11 protein-coding genes are annotated in these 16,885 nt (G+C 71.7%); 9 read left to right on the forward strand and 2 right to left on the reverse strand.

Annotated features, from left to right (window positions below; all coding sequences use genetic code 11):
- Window positions 1-258: 258 nt before the first annotated feature.
- On the reverse strand, window positions 259-1,746 hold the full coding sequence (locus ACWD04_RS00860; RefSeq protein ID WP_451126694.1) for an esterase/lipase family protein: 1,488 nt from the start codon (window positions 1,744-1,746) through the stop codon (window positions 259-261).
- 35 nt (window positions 1,747-1,781) lie between these two features.
- Here ACWD04_RS00860 and ACWD04_RS00865 point away from each other — a divergent pair, with 35 nt between their 5' ends.
- The 3 genes from ACWD04_RS00865 (at window position 1,782) to ACWD04_RS00875 (ending at window position 8,261) form a co-directional block, all read left to right on the forward strand.
- Window positions 1,782-6,254, forward strand: coding sequence for a hypothetical protein (locus ACWD04_RS00865; protein ID WP_451126696.1), 4,473 nt, complete (start codon window positions 1,782-1,784; stop codon window positions 6,252-6,254).
- Window positions 6,255-6,512: 258 nt separating this feature from the next.
- Window positions 6,513-7,202 carry an RES domain-containing protein gene (locus ACWD04_RS00870; protein WP_451126698.1) on the forward strand — a complete coding sequence of 230 codons (690 nt, stop codon included), beginning with the start codon at window positions 6,513-6,515 and terminating at the stop codon, window positions 7,200-7,202.
- Window positions 7,203-7,865: 663 nt separating this feature from the next.
- Window positions 7,866-8,261 carry an XRE family transcriptional regulator gene (locus ACWD04_RS00875; protein WP_451126700.1) on the forward strand — a complete coding sequence of 132 codons (396 nt, stop codon included), beginning with the start codon at window positions 7,866-7,868 and terminating at the stop codon, window positions 8,259-8,261.
- A 60-nt stretch (window positions 8,262-8,321) separates the two neighbouring features.
- Here the strand turns inward: ACWD04_RS00875 and ku are convergent, their stop codons facing one another.
- Window positions 8,322-9,338, reverse strand: coding sequence for a non-homologous end joining protein Ku (ku, locus tag ACWD04_RS00880; protein ID WP_451127419.1), 1,017 nt, complete (start codon window positions 9,336-9,338; stop codon window positions 8,322-8,324).
- A 59-nt stretch (window positions 9,339-9,397) separates the two neighbouring features.
- On the opposite strand from ku, the gene ligD reads away from it, so the two are divergent.
- From ligD to ACWD04_RS00910, 6 genes are all read left to right on the forward strand, one after another.
- Window positions 9,398-10,291, forward strand: coding sequence for a non-homologous end-joining DNA ligase (gene ligD / locus ACWD04_RS00885; RefSeq protein WP_451126702.1), 894 nt, complete (start codon window positions 9,398-9,400; stop codon window positions 10,289-10,291).
- Between the two features lie 157 nt (window positions 10,292-10,448).
- The gene (locus ACWD04_RS00890) at window positions 10,449-12,578 is read left to right on the forward strand and encodes a HEAT repeat domain-containing protein (RefSeq protein ID WP_451126704.1); all 2,130 of its coding nucleotides are present in this window, start codon (window positions 10,449-10,451) and stop codon (window positions 12,576-12,578) included.
- Window positions 12,575-12,895: a zinc-ribbon domain-containing protein gene (locus tag ACWD04_RS00895; RefSeq protein ID WP_451126706.1), complete on the forward strand. Its 321-nt coding sequence runs from the start codon at window positions 12,575-12,577 to the stop codon at window positions 12,893-12,895. The genes ACWD04_RS00890 and ACWD04_RS00895 overlap by 4 nt, the downstream gene beginning before the upstream one ends.
- An 81-nt stretch (window positions 12,896-12,976) precedes the next feature.
- Entirely contained in the window at window positions 12,977-14,341 is a 1,365-nt protein-coding gene (locus tag ACWD04_RS00900) for an FtsW/RodA/SpoVE family cell cycle protein (protein ID WP_451126708.1), read from the forward strand.
- Entirely contained in the window at window positions 14,338-15,801 is a 1,464-nt protein-coding gene (locus ACWD04_RS00905) for a peptidoglycan D,D-transpeptidase FtsI family protein (protein ID WP_451126710.1), read from the forward strand. The genes ACWD04_RS00900 and ACWD04_RS00905 overlap by 4 nt, the downstream gene beginning before the upstream one ends.
- A gap of 4 nt (window positions 15,802-15,805) precedes the next feature.
- Entirely contained in the window at window positions 15,806-16,879 is a 1,074-nt protein-coding gene (locus tag ACWD04_RS00910; protein ID WP_451126713.1) for an amidase family protein, read from the forward strand.
- The last annotated feature ends 6 nt before the right edge of the window (window positions 16,880-16,885 follow it).

Consider the following 16,885-nt stretch of genomic DNA (forward strand, 5'->3'; position numbering starts at 1 on the left):
TCACCTGTACGAGCGGCATCGGACGGCTGCACGGTCACGGGGTTCCTTCCGGGTCGGTCGCACGGGGCGACATGGACCCGCACAGCCCAGGCGGACGGCCTCCGGCGGCGACGTCCCGAAGCATGCCCGGGGGTGCCCGGGGTGTGCCGCTCCCTCGTGGTCGTTTCCACGGAGATCCCGCCGGCACGCGCCGGTCGCGGCCCTGCGCACGTCACTGCGGGGCGGTCCTTGCGGACACCGTGCCACGGCCGGTGAGTGTCACACCGCCTCTTCGAGCCGGAGCGCGGGGTCCGTCACGAGGACGACCTGGGTGATCCGGAACCCGTCACGGGTCCGCACCTCCACACGGTGCAGTCCCGGGCTGTCGACGGTCACCCGGGTACCGATACCACCGTCCATCCACCCCGGACGCAGCTCCCGGCCCGTCGTCGGATCTTCGACATCCTGGATACGGCAGGTGAGGCCCGCCAAGGAATCGACCCCGTTCAGGGACAGGGTCCAGGAACTGCCCGCCTCGGCGATGTCGGGAACCGTGAGACCGCAGCCGAACTGGCCCTGCGGCGGACCCAGGTGCGTGTCCCTGGCGAGGATCTCCTCGACCGCGTCGAGCGCCGTGTCCTCGACGGCGAGCGAGCCGTGCTGCAGGGGAAGGGGCGTCGCGGCGGCGGTGATCTCCGCGGACTCCTTGTAGACGGTGCCGTCTCCCTGTACGGCGAAGTAGCGCAGCCTGTCGTGCCGGTCCCGAATGAAGGTGCCGTCGCTGTTCTGACGGGCGCCGTCGGGGAATGCCTCGACCTGCCCGTCACGCAGGCCGAGGCTCTGCCACGTGGGCTGGTTGATCCCCACGACGGACCGGTGGTCGGGCAGCTCGATGTGCCGCTGGCCCGCATGGAAGTCCCGTGCCGCGCGCGCCAGCTCGGCGCTGCCGCCGATGGCCGCCACGTCTTCGGGCGTGAGAGGGCGGATGCCGTCGTCCTCGCGGACGCTCCGGTACTGGGGCAGCAGGTCGTGCAGTCCGGGCATCGTGGCGCACAGGGACCGCAGCTTGCGCCTGGGGAGGGGCACGGGGGTCCCACGTCCCGTGTTGAGGATGACGGCGGCCGCGACCGCACCGCTGAAGGGGGTGCCGAGGGTGATGACGCCTCGGGTGTCGGCCGCGAGGTCGCTGTCGTAGCCGACGTCGAGGGCGGCCCGTGTCACCAGTCCACCCATGGAGTGGGCCACGAAGACCAGGCGCGCGGGGCGTTCGTCCACACGGTGACGACGTGCCCGGTCGTGTGCCTCGTGGTTCCGCCAGGCGCTCAGGTGGCGGCGCGCCGCGTCGGCCAGGATCCGTGCGTTGGTGGCCACGGGCAGCCGCCAGTCATAGGCGAACGGCAGGACGGCCGCCTCGTGTGCCACGCATTTCCTCACCCGCCCGACCAGGGCCGTGTAGGGCTCGTGTCCGCGCAGATAGGGCGTCCAGGCGGTCGAGGCGAGGAGCCCGGTGGCCTCGATCCGGCCGGTCTTCCCTTCCAGCTCGTCCTCGGTCAGGTGAAGCTCCCGCAGCCCCTGGGGGTGGGTCCATGCCTTGACGTACCACGAGGCTCCACCCAGGCCCCACAGATGACGGCCCGTCACACCGTCCTTGAGTGTGCTGCCCATGATGCCCGGTACGACGACCACGGCGTCCTGCGTGGTCCTGTCGGAGAGCGGCTGCGCATCGGCAGCCTGCGGAATGCGCGTTCGGCGCGGCGGACGGTCCATGGTTGTGCAGAATAGGGAAAGTGCAGGGGGAGCGTGTGGAGATCGAGTTAGCCGGCCGTCCCCGGCGGACGGCGGCCGAACAGCTGCCGGCCCCCGACCGGTCCGGGCTCCTGGTCATGCTGGCCGTGGAGGACGGCACCGAGCCGTTCAGCGCCGCGATCGACGAGCAGCTGAGGGCGGTCCGCGCCTGGTGGCAGTCCGGACAGTCCCCGGGAGCGCGTTTCGACGTGGTGGAGACGCGTGAGCCACAGAGACGTCACGACGTGGAAATCTTCCTCGAGCGCGCCGAGTTGCGGGACGCCGAGCCGGACGTACCCCTGGTTCTCTTCATCACGGGACACGGCCTGGCAGGCACGGGCTCACGGCACTACCTGCTGCTGCCGGAGACGGACCGTACACGTCTGCTGGCGACGACCCTGCCGACGTGCGACATCGTCGTCGCCGCCCTGGACTCGTGCGCCCAGGACGTCCTGGTCGTCGTCAACCTGTGCGAGGCCGCCGGCATCGCGAGTGAACTCCATTCGTCCTTACGGGATTTGGCACCAGGCCGCGAGCAGGGAAACCGTCTGAACGTACTGGCCACAACGGGTGACCGTACGGCAGTGCTCGGTCTGGAGTTCGCCACGATCCTCCAGGAGGCGCACGCGTGGTCGCGCAGGGCCGGCGGGATCACACGTCCCCATCTGTCCATGGCGGAGTTCGTGGAAGCGCTGCGGGCGGCGACCGACGCCATCAACGAGAGGGACCACCGCACGATCGAAGGCCCACGCCCCATCCTGACGGCGCGCCTCGACGCGCCGACCACCGCGATCCCCAATCCGGGCTACCGGGCGCAGATCCCACCGCTCGCGGAGAGCCGGGAATCGGGGACGTCCGAGGCCGGGGAGCCGGACCACTGGCTGGAGAAGGCGAGCGGCCGTCCCCGGCCCGAGGACACCGGCTGGTACTTCTCGGGCCGGGAGAAACTCAACGGCGCCGTGGCCGAGTTCCTCCGGGGGCCACCGGGCGTGCTGATCGTCACCGGTACGGCCGCGAGCGGCAAATCCGCGGTGCTCGGCCGGGCCGTGACCCTGAGCGCTTCGGATTTCCGGTTCTCGGAGGGTTACGGCGCGGCGGTACGCGATTCTCCCGCCACCGCCATTCCTCCCCACGGTGCGATCACCGCCGCGGTCAGCGCCCGCAACCGCAGCTCACTCGCCCTTCTGGAGGCGCTCTGCCGAGAGCTCGGGAACCGGACGGAGCAGAGTGACGTCCGTCAGGCGCAGGAGACGCTGCGGGCGAAGCTGCGTGTGCTCATCGAGGAGTCGGCCACCGCGCTCACGATCGTGGTGGATTCCGTCGACGAGGCGATGAGTCCCGCCCGTTGCGTGAGCGACGTCCTGGCTCCACTGGCCGGCCTGCTCACGCCGGGAAAATCCGCGGGCCGTGTCCCGGAGCAGGCCGGCCGGGCCGGGGAGAGAGCCGCCCGGCGCGGGCTGCGGCTGCTGCTCGGGGTACGCAGCTCCAGCCCCGGTCCTCGTGCCCCGGCGGGGCTGCGCGGATCGAGTCTCGTGTCGGTGCTCCACGCCGCCTTTCCCGCGGCCCGGGAACTGCGTACGGACGGCGACGGCACGGAGAACGACATCGACCGGTACACGCGCGCCCTGCTGGGGAACGCGGAAGGCTGGAGCGAGCCGGAGCGGACCGACGCGGCGGCGCTGGTGGCCCGGCAGGTGCAGCCGTCGTTCCTGGACGCCCAGCGCGCCGCCGAGCAACTGCGCGCGGGCGGACCGTCCTTGCTGCGGGACCGGCAGTGGCTCGCCCAGCTGGACGGGGGCACGGCCGGCCTGTTGCGGGCCGACCTGGCCCGTGCGGCCGGAGCCGGCCTGCCGGCCGTGGAGGCGCTCGCGCTCCTGCGTGCGACGGCGTTCGCCCAGGGCCGGGGCATGGCCTGGGGAGAGGTCTGGCCGGCCGCCGCCGGTGCGGTCCTCGGCCGTCCGCTGGCGGGGGCCGACGGGAAGATCGACAGGCTTCTGCACGGTTCGCTGTCGGGGTATCTCAGCCACGACGTCGAGGACGAACGCCTCGTCTACCGCCCGGCCCATGCCCGGCTGGCCGACATCCTGCGGAGCGGACCGTGGGCCCACGACGGGGCCGACGGGACGGATGACGGCACGCGGGACGGGCCGCCCGACGAGGTGCGTGCGTCCGACGGCTCCGGCGCGGGGTACCCGGCGGACGAGCGGGCGGCACACGCCTCGATCAGCGCCGCCCTGGCGCGTACCTCGGAAAGGTCACAGGGGGACCCTCCTCCCCCGTACATCCGGCGCCACCTCGCGGAGCACGCCCGGCTGGGCGGGGTCCTGGACGACGTCCACGTACCGGTGTGTGTGCTGCCGTGGGAGACGAGCGGCAGCATCCGCGGGCTGCTCAGCTCCTCCAGGGGCACCGGGCCGCGCACCTGGCTGGAGGCGTATGCCGTCATCGAGCCGTACGCGGCCCATACGGACGCGACGTCACGGCTCGCCGGTCTGCACCTGGCACACACCGCGCTGAACCATTCCGGTGTACCTCGTGCCGGGCTGCCTGCCGACTCCGTACCGCAGGGGTCCCGCCTGGAGATCCTGTGGTCCCGGTGGACGCCGCCCGCCCACGTGCTCACCACGGTCGGGCATCCTGTGCACGCCCTCGCTCCGGTCGTCGACCCCGACGGGGAGGTGCTCCTGGCCGCCGGGGACGAACGGGGCGGGATCGAGTTCATCGACCCGGCGACCGGAGGGCTCGTCGGTGATCGCGTGCTCGCGCACGACGGCGCGGTGCGCTCCCTCACGAGTGTCCGGCACCCGGCCGGCAACATCCTCGCGTCGGGGAGCGGGGACGGTACGGTGCGCATCCGGGATCTGCTCACCGGCCACCTCGTCAGCCAGGTCGGCAGCCCCGGGTCCGTCTGGGCCGATGACGTGACCGGCTACCTGGACGGCGCGGGCCTTCCCGTCGTGGTGTCCGGGAAGGGCGACGGCACGCTGACGCGCTGGAGCGAGACGGACGGTGTCCGCACCCTGGCCTCCGTCGGCAGGACGAACAGGACCTGCGTCACGACCGTCCGCCGGGAGGACGGCAGCCTGCTTCTGGTGAGCGCCGGTGAGTTCCTGACCGCGCGGGTGCCCTCCACGGGCGAAGTCCTTCACCGGTGGCCCCTCCCCTGGCCCGGCCCTCGGGCGCTGCGGGCCCTCGCTCCCACCCGGCGCCCGGGAGAGGTCGCGTCCGGACACGCGGACGGCAGTGTCGTCGTGTGGGACGTCACCGCGGGCAGGCGGACGGTGCTCGGCGGTGCGGGCGGACCCGTCACCTGTCTGGCCGCGCTGACGGTCGGCGAGCGGCACGTTCTCGCCGTCGCCAACGGGAGCGGGATCGACCTGTGGGACACCTCCGGTTCACGGCCGGCAGGCCACCTGCCGGGGCATGCGGGCCACGTCACGGCGCTGACCACCCTTCCGGCGGCGGGTGAGGACGTCCTCGCGTCGGCCGCCGAGGACAGGACCGTACGGCTGTGGGACCAGGCTGCGCTGCTTCGCGCTCTGGAGGGCGTCGGAGCCCACGCGCGGCTGCCCGCGGTCGCCTCACTCGGCACCGGAGAGGGTTCTGCTCCTCTTCTCGCCGTAGCGACCGCGGAGTCGGTCGGCCTGTGGGACCTGGAGACGGGGGCGCCCGAGGGCGGGTTCGGGACCGAGGGAGGCCGGGAGCCTCCCGCTCTCGCCTGGGCGGCCGGTCCGGCGGGACGGACCCTGCTCTGGGCCGCACCCGACCACAGCATCCGTCTGTGGGACGCGACCAGCCGCAGGAACCCGGCCGTCAGGCTCAAGGGGCATACGCAGCGTGTGAGTTCCATCGCCTCCTGCACCACCGCCGCGGGGCGGGACGTCGTGCTCAGCGGCGGGCGCGACCACCGGGTCGTCCTGTGGGACCTCGACGGACCGGTGCTGAGACGCGCATGGCGTGCTCACACCTTGCCCGTCAGCGCGGTGGCGGCGGCTTCCGGGGAGAACAACGACTGGTTCGCCTCCGGGAGTTCGGACGGCACCGTCCGCCTCTGGAGCATCGACCACAGCGCCCCGACGGGGGTGATCGCCTGCGACCAGGGCCTGGTCAGGGCCTTGGCGATCAACGCGCGCCCGCAGGCAGACGTGCCGCCCTATCTCGCGAGCGGGGGAAGCGACGGATCGGTCCGGCTCTGGAACCTGCTGACCGGAGAGCCGCTCCGGCGCCTGCTGGGTCATACCGCGTCCGTCGATGCCGTGGCCACCTGGTCGGCCGGAGGCGTGGGTCTGTTCGTTGCCGGCGCCTCACGGGACGGGACGCTGCGGATCTGGGACGTGGCGAGCGGCCGTTGTCTTCTGCGACTCGCCCTTACCGTGCCGGTGCACACGCTGTCCGCTCATCCCTCCGAGGGAGAAAGCGGCCGCGTCACCCTCACCGTGGCGGGTCACGCCGGCGCTGCCGTGATGACGCTGGACCTCGGAGATCTGTGACGGCCGGGCCCGGTAACCCTTGTGCGCCCCCCGGAAGCTTACGTGCGCCCCTGATTCTTTGGGCGGGCACGCAGTGAGGGAGCGAACCGGGCATAAAAATGATCGTCCCGCCTATGAGGCTTCGCTTCGCGCGGTGCCGGCCGTCCGAGCGGTCCGCTCCTCCGGCGCCCCGTCGCCCGAGCGGCCGGCGGCACGAAGGCCTGACGCTTCCGGGCGCCGCGCCGCCCACCCGTCACCCGACCCGAGTGAGGAGCATGCATGACCGTACGAGGAGACCATCAGCCGGATGTCAGGCTGATCCCCCCACCCGAACGGGGCGTATGGCGGCTCGGCAAGGTCCATGAGCCACTGAGGTACGAGAAGATCAGCCGCGAAGACGCGGACAGCTCGGCAGGCAACCAATGGAGCCTGGTGGGGTACGGGACCCTCTACTGTGCCTCCGAACGGGACGGCTGCCTGGCCGAAGCCCTCAGTCCGTTTCGCCCCCATCCCGACTGGCAGGACTCCGCGGCCGCCGACTGGGCGGGCGAGGACGCACCGGGCCTGCTCCCTCCCGACTGGACGACGCGGCACACGCTGGAGCGCTTAGAACTGTCCAAGGACACCAGGTTCTTGGACGTCGACGACGAGCGCACTCTGATGACCCTGTCCGACGAGCTGCGGCCGACGCTGACGCTCAACGAGGTGGACAAGCTGGCCCGCAATCACATCGAGGGCTTCAACCGCAAGATCACCCGCGCCATCTCCGCCTGGGCCATCAGCCAGCGGGAGCCCGGACAGGGCGGCCGCCTCATCCATGGGATCGCCTATCGGTCCCGGCTCGGCATGCATCAGTGCTGGGCGGTCTACAGCGACGTCGGCTTCACCCGGATCGAGTCGCACTTGATCTTCCCGGAGGATGCCGCGTTGCGCAGGGTGGTGAAGGAGTACGGCCTGCGCCTGGACTGACCTCGACCGGATCCACGGATCCACGGACACCACCGGGAGACCACAGGAAAAACCACGGGGAGACCACCGGAGGTACCAGCCTCCGAAGAGGTGAAAAAGCCGTGGAGTTTACCGCGTCCGGACCTGTCCACCAGAGGCTGTAGCAGCAGGTCACCGACTCAACACGCCGACAGACCCGTCAACTTGACGCTGCATTACGTGTCTGAAACAACAGTCAAAGCGGTGGAGTTGGACAGAGTTGATGGGTAGTCTCAATGCATCTTCTTCAGATGGGGGCAAAGATCATGATGGAACAAAGCGCTGTCTTAGGCACGTTGCAGCAGCCGCCTTTTCGTGGTGCCCGACCTCACCAGCACACCGGTCCCCGCATCGACGCGGCGCCGCATCAGCCTCCATGCACCGGATCTCCGACGACCGGCAGGCATCGAGACTGACAGCCGGCGCGCACCAGCTCGTCCCACCCGTCGCGGTCACGCTTCCCCACGGGTGCGCACCGAGAAGCGTTCACAGCACCTGGCACACATCTCTTCCGCGTCGCGCCGGAACGCCGGCACGCGGTGCCTCCTGGTGCCCGCGCACGACCCATGCCCATCACCCGTCGTCCGGCACGCGACCGCCGTACAAGGCGCGCAGCCATGACAACGAGGGAGACCCCCTGTGACCATGACGCAGACCATCACACGCACGCCGCTGAGCACCGACCACGCCGAGATCGCGCACGGTACGGCCACACGCATGCGTATCGCGGAGGTCGCCCGCTTCCTGCAGGAGAATCTCGGGCCGCGCATCACCGCCCGCATCACGCGGATCAGCGATCCGCGGCAGGTGGGCAAGTGGGCCGCCGGCGACACACAGCCCCGCGACGAGGCCGAAGAGCGCCTCCGCGCGACGCTGCAGACATTTCACGTCATCCAGAGCGCCGAGGACAACCACACCGCGCGCGCCTGGATGATCGGCATGAACCCGCAACTCGAGGACGAGACGCCCGCTCAGTGCATCGCGGACGGCCGTTTCAAGGACGTCATGGTCGCCGCCCGCGCCTACGTCGACGGCGGCTGACCCCGGCGCGAGCCGAAGTGCGCCGGCGAGCGTCCCCTGGGGGCGCGCCTCGGCCGCACGTCAGGCCGAGGTGCGTTTCCGGGTGCCCCGGGTCGTCGTCTTCTTCGCCGCCGGCTCCTTCTCGGTGTCCTTCTTCGCCGCGGGCTTCTTCGCCGCCGTCTTGGACGCCGTCTTCGCCGCGGTCTTCTTCGCAGCCGTCTTCTTCGGGGCCGCCCTCTTCGAGGTCTTCTTCGCGCCGCCGCCCCGGCCGGACCCGATGGGGTGTACGTCCGCGACCTCGCCCCCGTGCCCGTCGCCCTCGCCGTGGGACTCCTTCGCCGCCCGCACGCTGCTTTCCAGCGCCGCCATCAGGTCGATCACCTTGCCCTCGGGCTCCCCGGCCTCCCCCTCCGCCACGGGTGCACCGGCCGCCTTCGCCGCGACGAGCTCCTCGACCGCCTCGCGGTAGTCGTCGTGGAGCGTGTCCAGATCGGCGTCGCCGAGCGTGTTCATCAGCGCGTCCGCGAGGTCCAGTTCCGCGTCGCGGACCTTGACGCCGGAGTCCGGGGCGACACCTTCCGGGGCACGGATCTCGTCCGGCCACAGCAGGCCGTGCATCGCGATGACGTCGTCGACCACCCGCAGCATGCCGAGCCGTTCCCGCCCGCGCAGCGCGTACTTCGCGACGGCGACCTTGCCGCTCCGTCTCAGGGCTTCGCGCAGCAGGGCGTACGGCTTGGCGGCCGGGACACCGTTGGCCGAGAGGTAGTACGCGGAGTCCAGCTGGAGCGGGTCGATCGCCGAGGACGGCACGAATCCCTCGATCTCGATCGTCTTGGCCGTGGGGAGCGGCAGCGAGGCCAGGTCCTCGTCGGTCACGGGGATCACCGTGCCGTCGGCGTCCTCGTACGCCTTGACGGCCTCGGAGGCGGGTATCTCCTCCTCGTCCAGTTCGCAGACCTTGCGATAGCGGATCCGGCCACCGTCCTCGAGGTGGATCTGCCGGAAGGAGATCGCGTGGCTCTCCGTGGCGTTCATGAGCTTGACCGGAATACTGACCAGCCCGAACGAGATGGAGCCGTTCCAGATGGACCTCACCATGAACCCCTTACGCCCGCCGCGACCTCATTCACACGATTTCATGTGATTCTTATCGTATGACGCCGATCACTGAGGTGGAGGGGCGGCGCCTGGCGCTCAGCAATCTCGACAAGGTGCTGTACCCGGACACGGGTACGACCAAGGGCGAGGTTCTGCACTACTACGCGGCCACGGCGGCGGCCGCGATGCTGCCGCACCTGCGTGACCGCCCGCTGTCCTTCCTCCGGTATCCCGACGGCCCGGAGGGGCTGCGCTTCTTCACCAAGAACCCACCGCCCGGTACACCCGACTGGGTGCGCACGGCCCCGGTCCCCCGCAGCGACGACCCCGGTGCCCGGCAGGTGCTCGCCCAGGACCTGCCCTCTTTGATGTGGGCGGCGAATCTGGTGGTGGAGTTCCACACCCATCAGTGGCGGCAGGACTCCCCCGCCGTGGCCGACCGGATGGTGTTCGACCTGGACCCAGGGCCGCCCGCGGGTGTCGTCGAGTGCTGCGCGATCGCCCTCTGGCTGCGGGAGCGGCTGGCGGAGGACGGACTGACCTCGTACGGGAAGACCTCCGGCTCCAAGGGGCTGCATCTGCTCGTCCCCCTGGAGCCCACCCCCTCCGAGGAGGTGACGGCCTACGCGAAGAAACTGGCGGTCGAGGCGCAGAGCGCGCTTCCCGCACTGGCCGTGTACCGGATGACGCGTGCGCTGCGCCCGGGGAAGGTGTTCGTGGATTTCAGCCAGAACGCCGCGGCGAAGACCACCGCCGCCCCGTACACCCTGCGTGCGAAGGGCAGCCCGGCCGTCTCCGCGCCCGTCACCTGGGACGAGATCGAGGACTGCGGAGCGCCGGGCGACCTCGTCTTCCTCGCCGGTGACATGGCCGCACGGCTGGAGCGGCACGGGGATCTGCTCGGCCCGCTGACCGACCCCGGGCAGGCACGGCCCCTGCCCGAGGGCTGAGTGGACGCACAGCCGTGGGGCGGGGACCGCGAGGAAAGGCCGCAAGTGGGCGGTGGATTGTCCTGGCAGTGGTGCACACTCTGCGCAGACGCTGCTTCGCGGACACGGCATTCCGCCAGGTCCGGGCGGCAGTGGGAAGACACGGGGAGGGTGTGGCGTGTTCACGGGGATCGACGAGGTCGACTGGGCCTCGATGGAGCATGCCTACGGACCGGCCGACGACGTGCCGGGGCTCCTGTACGGACTCGCGTCCGCCGATGCGGCGGAGCGGGAGAGCGCGCTCGACGGGATGTACGGCGCGGTGCACCACCAGGGCGATGTGTACGCGTGCACGCTCGCGTGCATCCCGTTCCTCTTCGAGCTGGCCGTGGATCCCGGCATAGGGGACCGGGGCGGCATCGTCGAGCTGCTCACCAGTATCGGCGGCATCGATCTGGACGAGGACGACGAGAGCGAGCTGGACGAGGACGAGATCCAGGGCGTGGCGAACTACGCGATGGCCGCGGCCGCCGTGACCGCCGGGTCGGCGGAGTTCTTCGAACTGGTCGCCGACGAGGACCCGGGCGTGCGGCTCGCCGCACCGCTGGCCCTGGCCACGCTGCACAGCCGGCCGGAGAGGGTGCTCGCGCTGCTGCGGGAGCGGATGCCGGTGGAGGCGGACGACGAGGTGCGGCTCGCGCTCGTCGAGGCCGCCGGCCGGATCGCCCTGCGCCACCGGCCGCTGGCGGGGCAGGCGGCCGACTGGCTGTGCCGGCTCGCCTCGGAGGCGCATCCGCCCGGGCTGCGGCTCGCTGCCCTCGCCCAGCTGGCCAGGTGCGCCCCGGACGCCCTGCCCGGTGACGTCGTACGGGTGGTGTCGGAGCTGCTGCGCGAGCTGCGTGCCCGGCCCGTCCGTCCGGAACCGAGCGTCGCGAAGGCGACGGGCTGTGACGACAGCGCGGCGGACCGGGCCGCCGCGCCGACGCTGGTGGGCCGGCTTCGGGAGCTGTCGGCCGAGGAGTCCGCGCGTCCGCAGCAGGTCAGCACCCCGTGGGCGGCCGACCTGCTGCGGACGCTGCACGGCGGCCTGGACGACCGGGTGGAGGACCGTACGGCGCTGCTGACGGACCAGCTGCGCAGCCCGGACCCCTGGCAGCGCATCGACGCCGTACGGATGAGCGGTGGACTGATCCGGGCCTGGCGCGGTTCGTACGAGGGGTTGGTTCGGCTGGTCGGCGTGCAGCTCACGGATCCGGAACCGCGGCTCGCCGAGGCAGCCTCAAACGTGCTGGAGGAGCTGTTCGGTCTGGCCGCCCCGGCGGCCGACGCCCTGGCCGGGCGGGTGGCGGCGGATCCGGGGGCCTGGGTGAGGGAGTGGGCGAGCGGGCCGCCCGGTCTGGGTCCGGCGGTGAAGGCGCTGGCCAGGCTGGGCGACGCCCGGGTGCTGCCCGCGCTGGCGGCGGCTCTGGAGCGGCCGGAGGTACCGCACGACGTCGGGTTCGCGATCCGGTGTCTCGGTGACGCGGCGGCCCCGCTCGCCGGGGCACTGCGGCGCAGGCTGGGCGAGGTCCGCCTGGACGAGGGGGCGTACGACCGGGCGAGTCCGCTGCTCGCCGGGCTGACCGCGCTGCGCGCGGGCGAGGCCGCTCCGGAGGTGCTGCGGGTGCTGCGGGGTGCGCCCGAGTACCGGGGCGAGTGGCTGCGTACGGCGGCCCTGCGGGCGCTGGGGGCGTTCGGGCCGGCTGCGGACTGCGCCGTGCCGGAGCTGAGGCGGCTGATCCGGCGGCCCGGGACGGTGGCGTCCACGGAGGCGGCGGAGGCGCTGTGGGCGGCCACGGGCGACGCGGACGCGGTGCTGCCGGTGCTGGCCGAGGGGCTGCGGGCGGAGCAGGTGCACGCCTGCCGGGCGGCGGTGAGCGCGCTGGGCGGGCTGGGCAGGCGCGCCGAGGCGGTGACGCCGAGGCTGCGGGCACTGCTGGCACATGAGGAGCTGTGGCTCCGGGTCGACGCCGCGATCGCCCTCTGGGAGGTCTCCGGGCGGACCGGTGAGGCCGTGCCCGTGCTCCTCTCCGCGTGGGAGAGGAATCGGCACGTCAGAGTCAGGGTCGCGGGATGTCTGGCGCGGATGGGTGTCGCTGAGGCAGGGTCGGACGCGACGCGGGTGCTCCGCGCCGAGCTCCTCTCCGTACGCCGCCACAACGCGCTGGACGGCGGATACGGCAGTCACGACACTTATGAGGACGAGAAGCTGCTGGCACTCTGCCGGCGGGCACTTCTGGGAAACACGGGGAAAGGAACCACATCATGATCATTTTCGGTACGCGGGGCTATCTCCATCAGCTGGCGGTGCTGACGATGGTGTGCGGCTGGTGCGGCAATCCCGCGGCGCACACCCTGCGCAAGCGGGTCACCAAGTTCACGCTGTTCTTCGTGCCGCTGTTCCCGTTCTCCACGAAGTACGCGACGCAGTGCACCTTCTGCGGCGGGGAGCGGCAGATACCGAAGGAGCAGGCCGACCAGCTGCTGGCGCAGGCCCAGGGCGGGCAGGACGGCAGTCCGTTCGGTGCCCCACAGCAGCAGACCGGCTACGCGCCTCCCGGCGGCCAGAACCCGTACCAGCGCTGAGCCTCCCGGGGCCTTCCGCCGAAGAGTGCCACGAAGTCGACATAAGGGAAATAACACCGTCCTCTTGCTACGTTGCGGGGCATGACCGCAACGACGGCGGACGCACGCCCGCCCGAGCTACGCCTGCCCAAGCGGCGCGGGGTCGAGCTCTCGCTCCTGATCGGGGCCGTGCTCATCTCCGTCTACGGCTACGCCGCCGTCGGCCTCGCCCGGAACAACGCCGTACCCCCCGATGTCGCCGGGTACGGCGCCGGTCTCGGTCTGCTCGCCCTGCTCGCCCACCTCGCGGTCCGCTTCCGCGCCCCGTTCGCCGATCCGCTGCTGCTGCCCATCGCCGTCCTGCTCAACGGACTGGGCCTGGTGCTGATCTACCGCCTCGATCTGGAGACCCCGAGCGACCGGGCGGCGACGACGCAGCTGATCTGGTCCACGCTCGGGGTCGCCTTCTTCATCGCCGTCGTCGTCCTGCTGCGCGACCACCGGGTGCTCCAGCGCTACGCGTATCTGTCAGTCGCCGCGGCACTGGTGCTGATGATCGTGCCGATCTTCTTCCCCGCGGTGAACGGGGCGAAGATCTGGATCCGGATCGGCGGACTCTCCTTCCAGCCGGGCGAGTTCGCCAAGATCCTGCTCGCCGTCTTCTTCGCCGCGTACCTCGCCGCGAACCGCAACGCGCTCGCGTACACCGGCCGCAGGATCTGGAAGCTCCAGTTCCCCACCGGCCGGGTCCTGGGCCCCATCGTCGCGATCTGGCTGCTCAGCGTCGGTGTCCTCGTGCTCGAACGTGACCTCGGCACCTCGCTGCTCTTCTTCGGCCTCTTCGTGATCCTGCTGTACGTGGCCACCGGGCGGACCGGGTGGATCGCCGTGGGGCTGCTCCTCGCCGCCGCGGGCGCCTTCGTCGTCGGCTCGTTCGAACCTCATGTGCACAGCAGGGTGGAGGACTGGCTGGACCCGTACGCCACGATCAACGCGGGCCAGGGACCCAGCCAGCTCGCCCAGTCCCTCTTCGCGTTCGCCGCGGGCGGCATGCTCGGCACCGGTCTCGGGCTCGGCCACTCCATCCTCATCGGCTTCGCCGCCAAGTCCGACTTCATCCTGGCCACCGCGGGAGAGGAACTGGGCCTGGCCGGGCTCACCACGATCTTCCTGCTGTACGCCCTGCTGGTGGCCCGCGGATACCGTGCGGGCCTGGCCCTGCGGGACCCCTTCGGGCGGCTGCTGTCGATCGGCCTGGCCTCGATCCTGGCGCTCCAGGTCTTCGTGATCGCGGGCGGGGTGATGGGGCTGATCCCGCTGACCGGGATGGCGATGCCGTTCCTGGCCCAGGGCGGTTCGTCCGTGGTCACCAACTGGATCATCGTGGCGCTGCTCATCCGGGTCAGCGACGTGGCCCGCACCCCCGACCCCGATACGGAGACCTCGCCGGCCGGGGAGCCACAGTGATCCGCTACATCCGGCGCGCCGCCGGATTCTGTCTGCTCCTGCTCCTCGCCCTTCTGGCGAACGCCGCCCGTGTCCAGCTCTTCGAGGCCGACGAGCTGAACACCAACTCCGCCAACCGCCGCGCCACCATCGACCGTTACGACCAGCCACGCGGCGACATCGTGGTCGGCGGGGAACCCGTCACCGGTTCGGAGGACACCGGGGAGCCGCTCGCGTACGAGCGCACCTACCGCCACGGGCCGCTGTACGCGCCGGTGACGGGCTACGCCTCGCAGACGTACGGCACCACGCTGCTGGAGAACGCCGAGGACGGTGTCCTCTCCGGTACCGACCCGGCCCTGGCCCCGCTCCCGCTGTGGGGTGACCTCACACGCAGCCGGCAACCCGGCGGCGATGTCGTCACCACCATCGAGGACTCGATGCAGCGCGCGGCGTACGAGGGCCTGGACGGCCGGCGCGGCGCGGTGGTGGCCCTCGACCCGGCCAGCGGCCGGATCCTGGCACTGGTCTCCTCGCCCTCGTACGATCCGGAGCTCCTCTCCGGCACCGGCTCCGCCGTCACCGACGCGTGGACGCGGCTCAACGGTGCGCAGAGCCGGCCGATGCTCAACCGCGCCATCCGTCAGACCTATCCGCCGGGTTCGGCCTTCAAGATCGTGACGGCGGCCGCGGCGCTGGACGCGGAGGTGGTCACCGATCCGGACGCGAAGACCGACACCCCGTCCCCGTACGTCCTGCCGGGCACCTCGACCGTGTTGCCGAACGAGGCGCGCGGCTGCGAGAAGGCGTCGCTGGCGGAGGCGATCCGGATCTCCTGCAACACGGTGATGGCCCATCTCGGCGTCGAGGTCGGTCTGGACGGGATGCTGGAGGCGGTGGGCAGATTCGGCTTCAACGACAACGACCTGAAGATTCCCTCCGGGGTGGCCCGCAGCACTTTCGACTCGGACATGAGCGACGACCAGCTGGCCCAGTCCTCGATCGGCCAGTTCGACACGGCGGCGACCCCGCTCCAGATGGCCATGGTGGCCTCGGCCGTGGCGAACGGCGGTGATCTCAGGCGCCCCCACCTGGTGGACCGGGTCACCACCGACGACGCCGACACGGTCCGGCAGCAGGGCTCGGACTCGTACCGCCAGGCGATGAACCCGACGACGGCCCAGCAGCTCCAGCGGATGATGGTCGACGTCGTGGAGAACGGCACCGGCACGAACGCGGCGATCGCCGGGGTGACGGTCGGCGGCAAGACGGGCACCGCCCAGCACGGGGTCGACAACTCCGGTACGCCGTACGCCTGGTTCATCGCCTGGGCGCGGGCACCGGACTCCGGCCGCCCGGCGGTCGCCGTCGCGGTGGTCGTGGAGGACGCGTCGGCCGACCGGGCGGACGTCAGCGGGGGCGGCAACGCGGCGCCGATCGCCCGGGCGGTGATGCGGGCGGCGCTGGAGGGCCGAGACTGAGCCCATGACTTCAGCGGTGGCGGCGGCACTGGCCCGGATCGACGAACTGGACCCGGAGCTCCACGCGTTCACGGAGGTCCGGCACGAGGACGCGCTCGCCGAGGAGCGGGCCGCCCTGGACCTCCCGCTCGCCGGACTGCCGTTCGCGGTGAAGGGCCGCAAGGGCCTCCACTCGTACGCGGCCCGCCGCCTGGCCGCCGCGGGCGCCGTCCCGGTCGGCACCACGTCCGTCCCCGGCCCCGGTGCCCCCTGGCAGACATGGGGGCAGGGCGCGCACGGCCGTACGGTCAACCCCTGGCGGCCCGACCGGACTCCGGGAGGCTCCTCGGCGGGCTCGGCGGTGGCGGTCGCGGCCGGCATGGTGGAGCTGGCGACGGGCAGCGACGGGGCCGGGTCGGTACGGATCCCGGCGGCGTGGTGCGGAGTGTTCGGCCTGAAGACGACGACGGGACTGCTGCCCTCCCCCGACCGCACGGGCCTCGCCTCCCCCGGTGTGCTCGCGAGCTCGGCGGCACGGGCGGAGACATACCTGCGCCACGTACTCGACGGGTACGTGCCCCGGCCGGCACGTCTTCCGGTCCCTGCCGCCCACAGCCCGGACCTGGGCTTCGCATCGGTGGAACCGGAGGTCGCCGAGGTGACGCGAGCCGCGGTGGAGCGGCTGGCCGCGGCCGGGGTGATCCGCCTCGTCCGGGACCCCGTCACTCTGTTCGACCCCGCGGAGGCGTGGAAGGCGGTACGCGGGGAGTCACCGACCCCCGCCACCCGGGCGCTCCGTGCCGTGAACGACCGCGCCCTCGACGCCTTCTTCGCCCGTACGCCCCTGCTGCTCACCCCGGTGACGCCCAACCCGCCGCACGGCCACGAAGGCCCGGGGGACGTCTACTCCACGGCGCTCACCTGGGCGTTCAACCTCAGCGGACATCCCGCGGCGAGCCTTCCGGCCGGTCTCACCCCGGACGGCTGTCCGGCCGGTCTCCAGCTGGTGGCCCGCCGGGGTACGGACGCGGCGCTGCTCGGCATGGCATGCGCGATGGAACACGTCCTGCCGGCCCCGCGACCGCGCCGGTTCAGCTGAATCGGC

This window comes from Streptomyces sp. NPDC002911 (assembly GCF_053591835.1).